This is a genomic window from Dyadobacter sp. HNCC25DJ184, from assembly GCF_056895215.1.
Genome location: NZ_JBXHAQ010000033.1, coordinates 1 through 5,427, shown reverse-complemented (window position 1 = coordinate 5,427; position 5,427 = coordinate 1). Strand labels below are relative to the sequence as shown.

Sequence of the window (5,427 nt, the reverse complement as noted above, 5' to 3'; positions counted from 1 at the left end):
AGGACTGGAGTCGTGAATCGCAGGAGGAAAAGGTTTATTTAAAAATCCTCTTTCAATATTTCCCGCCCATCGCCTGAGTTGACATGCAGATAATCCACGGAGCCGGTTCCTGCGAAACGGTACACGAATCCTATTATCTTTCCTGCTTCCGATTTAAAATTAGTTTTAAGAGCAGAACGATCGTCGATAGATACCTGCACTGATTTATTTTTTACCTCCAGACGAAGTTTGACATAGTCGGCGAAATCTACACCAAAAGCTGACAGGTCTGTCTCTGTTCCTTTCAACAATTTGTCGGCGAACATGGCATTAACAGCAGACGTACATCCCGGAATTGCTAATGGAATGACCATCACTGTATTTTCGCAAAGGATAATCAACTGAGTGTTTTGACAGGCGCCACTGCCAGTAGAATAAGTGTTTTTGAGCTTCGTTTCAAGTGTAAAATTATCGCTTGACAAAGTGCCCATATCCTGCACATAATAGTAGCTCACCGATGGTACTGTAGGTTGAAGTAATACATTGCGACTCTTGAGCATCTCCGCAGTCAGGGTAAGCTTACCGTTGTTAACACTCTCTTTTTGAGTAAAATACACGGGAACTGGTAGTTGTTCCACAAGCGGCAGCCAGCCTTTTGTTTTGATCAACAAATCGTGTTGCCGCACCGCACTGTCGCCAACGATCAGTTTTGCTTTATAAAAGCCTGGATAATAGTAAATAGAAGAGGCCTGCCTCTGATCTTTTCTGATACTGATCCGCTTCGTTGCATCCCAGGATTGCTGTATGAAAAGGCTGTCTGTCTTCGCATGCGAAACATCAAATGTAAAAACTACAGAATTAGGCAAGCCTTCCGATACAGGTCGGCTGCTAAAGGAAAAACTCGAAAAGTCATCTCTGCCGTTCTTTTTCTGGTTAATTGTGAGGGAAAAAGCAAGAAGCAAACTTATGACAATACCTGCCGCAAGCCCAATCGCAAAAATCCTGTTTTTTGAAATAAGATCCTTTGCGCGATTATTTGACAATAAAGTTATTTCCTTTTTTAGCGTGGGGCTAATCGGTGCTGTTGTTTCAGTTTCAGTTTTTCTTTTCTGGGCCGCTTCAAAATCCCGGAAACTCTCGTACCCAACAAATCTCGCCAGTGCATTGACTGTCGCTACCTGCGGCGCACTGGTGTAACGTACACGCCCCCAAAGCCGCTTGAGGGTACTCGCACTCAGAGCTACACCTGTATCAGTAAAAATCAACTCGCTTAGTGCCTCAAAATCGCTACTGGTCCAATTCCTGCTGTCACCCCAGCCCACCTTTGTCTCGATCAGCGTCCGGCATAGTGGTAGCATGTATTCATCAATATGCATACTTGATATTCTTTAGATATTTTCTTCTGCAAGATAGTTTATAAAAATACCTTGAACGCCTTTGAACAGCCTTGAATCTATTTTGAACAGCATTTGAATTGCATACGCTTCGCTCTTTTTGATGCTTTATGGAAAATTTCCAAAATCCCCGACCTGGAAATTTTCAGGTATAATCATTCAATTAAATACTGTTGTCATGAAAAAAATCATTCTATTAATGCCGCTCTGGCTAGCCTGTAGCCTCACCTTTGCTCAGAAAACCCAGCAAGCCAAAACACTTCTCAGTGAAGACAAATGGACTTTCATTCCGGGAAAGGTCGAGTTCATTCAGGAAAAGGAAATGCCAGTGATGAAAATACTACCCGGTGGCGGAAAAGTCGTCGCAAAAGCCATCGAATTCTCTAATGGAACGATCGAATTCGATGTAAAACCTAACAATGTGTTGTCCTTCTTCTTCCGTATGAAAGATGAAAAGGAAAGCGAGTCGTTTTACTTCCGAATGGCCCGGGCCGGAAATCCAACAGCCGGAGACGCGATTCAGTATACTCCCTATATCGATGGCGTGAACATGTGGGACATGTACGGCCAATATCAGACCAACGCGTCTTATTCAAAAGAGCAATGGAATCATGTAAAACTGGTCATTTCCGGATCCCGGATGATTATGTATATCAATAGCCCGAACAAACCAACGCTTGAAATTGATAAATTGGAGGGCAACACAGCTACGGGAAAAATCGGTTTCGAGGGTGATATGCTGGTCGCGAACCTAACTCTGAAACCAAATGAGGTGGAAGGACTTTCGCCGGTTTCGGAAAGCGATCCCATCAACTTCGACCCAAGGTATATTCGGCAATGGGCGGTAAGTGATCCGATTACCACACCTAAAAACGTGGATTTCAGCTATGACTTTCTGCCCGATCCTGAAACGAAATGGCGGATCTTAAATACTGAGAGACGGGGATTATTAAACCTGACCCGTGTTTTTGGTAAAAGCGACCCTAGAAGAATTACCTGGCTAAAAGTTAATATCAAGTCGCAAAAGGCGCAAACTAAAAAAGTAGACTTTGGCTTCGGCGACGATGTCTGGGTTTTTCTGAATGGACAGATTGCCTACGTCGACAAAAATTTACAGGGAAGACCAATTGAAAAAATTCCTGAGGGACGCCTTTCCGTTGAAAATACTTCCTTTAATCTGCCGCTAAAAGAGGGTTCTAACGAATTGCTTATCGGACTTGCTAACGACTTTTTTGGCTGGGGGGCGATTGCCAGAATGGAAAATCTCGAGGGAATTGAAATCGCTCCGGACCCAACCTTTGACGCTCGATTTGTTCAAATCTCTCCGGAAATAAGGGATAGCTATATCGGGACATATTTACGTCCTGACGGCCTTAAAATATCGATTACAAAAGAAGGTAATCAGCTAAATCTGGCAGGCGAAAACTTTGTCAAAGCGCTGATATACCCTACCGCCGAAAACAAATTCTTCATGCGTTCCTATAATGTCCAGATGGAATTCTCAAGGGGTAATGACGGTAAGGTTTCCAATCTTGCGTTTTATCAAAATACCAATAAGTTCCTGGAAGCGAAGCGGTTGGAATGAGTTATTTGAAGGCCCATTGACCATCGCCAACTTTGGTCAATGGGCCCTCCGATTATTCGCTTCGCAAACTCTTCACGGGGTCCATCAAAGCAGCTTTAATTGACTGGAAACTAACAGTCAACAATGTTATACCCAGTGCACCAATGGCGGAAAGCGGGAAAATCCACCATGAAATCGAGGTTCTATATTCATATCTTAATAGCCAGTTGCTCAAACCGTAATAAGCAATTGGAGCTGATATAACACAGGATATAATAACCAATGCCACGAAGTCGCGAGAAAGCATACGCCATAGATTGAAGATGGACGCACCCAATACTTTCCGGATACCAATTTCCTTTGTTCGCTGTTCGGCTACAAATGACGCCAAACCAAACAGGCCGAGTGCGCTGATAAATATAGCCAGTATCGCAAAAAAGACAGATAATTTTCCAATACGCTCTTCATTACCAAACTTTTGCGCATATTCTTCATCTACAAATTTATATTCAAACGGAGAGGCAGGATTATATTTCTTAAAAACTTTTTCAACCAGACTAATCGCATCACGCGCGCTTTTGTCGGGGTTTAGTTTCAGGATCATTACGCCTTGCGCTTCTTTCTCGATATGAAAGAGCGATGCGCGAACAGGCTGATATGGCGACTGAACGACCATGTCTTTGATGACGCCGATAATTTTAAACGGCTTTCCCTCCCACTTCAAAATGGAACCTACGGGGTTTTTAAAACCCAGAAATTTCGCCGCCGATTCATTGATCACAAAAGCCAGTGAGTCCGTTGCAAACTCGCGTGAGAAATCCCGACCCTCTTTAAACTGCCAGCCGATTGTCTTGCCATATTCATAAGTAATACTGCTGTTTGGAAAGTCAACAGGCAGATTCGGATCTTTCCCCTCCCAGTCAAAACCGCCATTGGTATTCCAAACCTCTGTGGTCGGACTGTTGGCTTCGGTCATCTCCACAATCGCTCCATTTGTTTTTAATTCATTTCGGACCACTTCAAAATGATCGTGAATATCATTCGTGGCCATATATAGATTGATGAGTCCATCGCGGGTATATCCGATCGGCCGATTTTTGGCATACTGGATTTGACGAAACACAATGATCGTACCAATGATCAGTGTAACAGAAACAGTAAACTGCATCACTACTAATACCTTGCGCGGTAATGCAGCAAAACGCCCAACGCGGAATGTACCTTTCAAAACCTTTACCGGCTGGAATGAAGATAGATAGAGCGCAGGATAACTGCCGGCTATTATGCCCGTAATCAAACTGAACCCCAAACCCAGCACCCAGAATATCGGATTGGTCCAAAGAAAAGATATTTCCTTATCTGACACCTCATTAAAGAACGGAAGTATAAAGAGCACGAGGATAATTGATAACACAAAAGCGAACATCACAACCATCAGCGATTCGCAGAAAAACTGCATAATCAACTGCATTCGAACAGAGCCAACCGCTTTCCGAATACCGACTTCCCGTGCACGCTTCTCAGAACGGGCCGTGCTCAAATTCATAAAATTGATACATGCCAAGAGCAAAACGAATAAACCAATCGTTCCAAAAAGCCAGACATATTCAATCCTTCCACCTGAATTGACCCCATTTTTCCAATCCGAATACAGATGCCATTTGCTCATCGGATGCAGGAATACCTCGGGTTTAAACCTGCGGTCGTCCTTTGGTAATTTGTTCAGTTTTACGTCAATGATCTTTGCCGACACTTTTTCCAGGTCTGCCTTTTCGGCCAGCTGCGCCCAGGTTTGAGTAAAGTTACTACCCCAGGGAGTGTCCATTTTCTTAATCCACTCATTGATATTGAGATACTGCTGCCAGGGCGCGATGAATGTCATATCCTTGAACGTAGAGTTATGAGGAAAATCTTCATATACACCCGTTACCCTCACATCGGTTTTGTTATCTATTTTGACAATCTTGTCCATGGGGTCACTATTGCCAAAAAATGCCTTGGCGGTTGACTCGGAAAGCAAAATGGCATTAGGCTCTTTCAAGCCCGCTCTTGTTCCTTTCAACATTTTCATGGAAAGCATATCCGTCACCTCCGGCTCGAAATATGTTCCTGATTTTGTGATTTTCTTATCCCCGACTGCCAGCACATGCGAGCTATTCCAGGAGGATTGCAATACATATTTGAAATCGCTCCCATATGACTCCCGGATTGCCTCAGCCATCAAATATGGATTAGCCGTCTGCGTCCCCTTTTCACTGTTGAAAGTCTGATGCTGCATGACCTGGGCGAGCTTGTCATAATGTTCAAAATTCTTATCAAACGCCAGCTCATCGTGTATCCAAAGCCCGATAAGCATCGCAACGCCCATACCCGTAGCCAGGCCGACGATATTGATAAAAGAGTAAACCTTGTTTTTAACAAGATTCCTGAATGCAATTTTGAAATAGTTTTTGAGCATGGGGAAAGGGGATAAAGGGAGGATGGATGAAA

General features: G+C 43.6%; 3 protein-coding genes. 1 reads left to right on the top strand and 2 read right to left on the bottom strand.

From position 1 onward, the window contains the following. Positions 1-38: 38 nt before the first annotated feature. On the bottom strand, positions 39-1,355 hold the full coding sequence (locus AC1XUD_RS26440) for a hypothetical protein (protein WP_483364059.1): 1,317 nt from the start codon (positions 1,353-1,355) through the stop codon (positions 39-41). A 196-nt stretch (positions 1,356-1,551) separates the two neighbouring features. Here AC1XUD_RS26440 and AC1XUD_RS26435 point away from each other — a divergent pair, with 196 nt between their 5' ends. Then, positions 1,552-2,958, top strand: a complete 1,407-nt coding sequence (locus AC1XUD_RS26435; protein WP_483364058.1) for a hypothetical protein — start codon at positions 1,552-1,554, stop codon at positions 2,956-2,958. A 52-nt stretch (positions 2,959-3,010) separates the two neighbouring features. On the opposite strand, the gene AC1XUD_RS26430 is transcribed toward AC1XUD_RS26435, so the two are convergent. Further along, the coding region (locus AC1XUD_RS26430) for an ABC transporter permease (RefSeq protein ID WP_483364057.1) at positions 3,011-5,427 on the bottom strand (2,417 nt) is incomplete at its 5' end.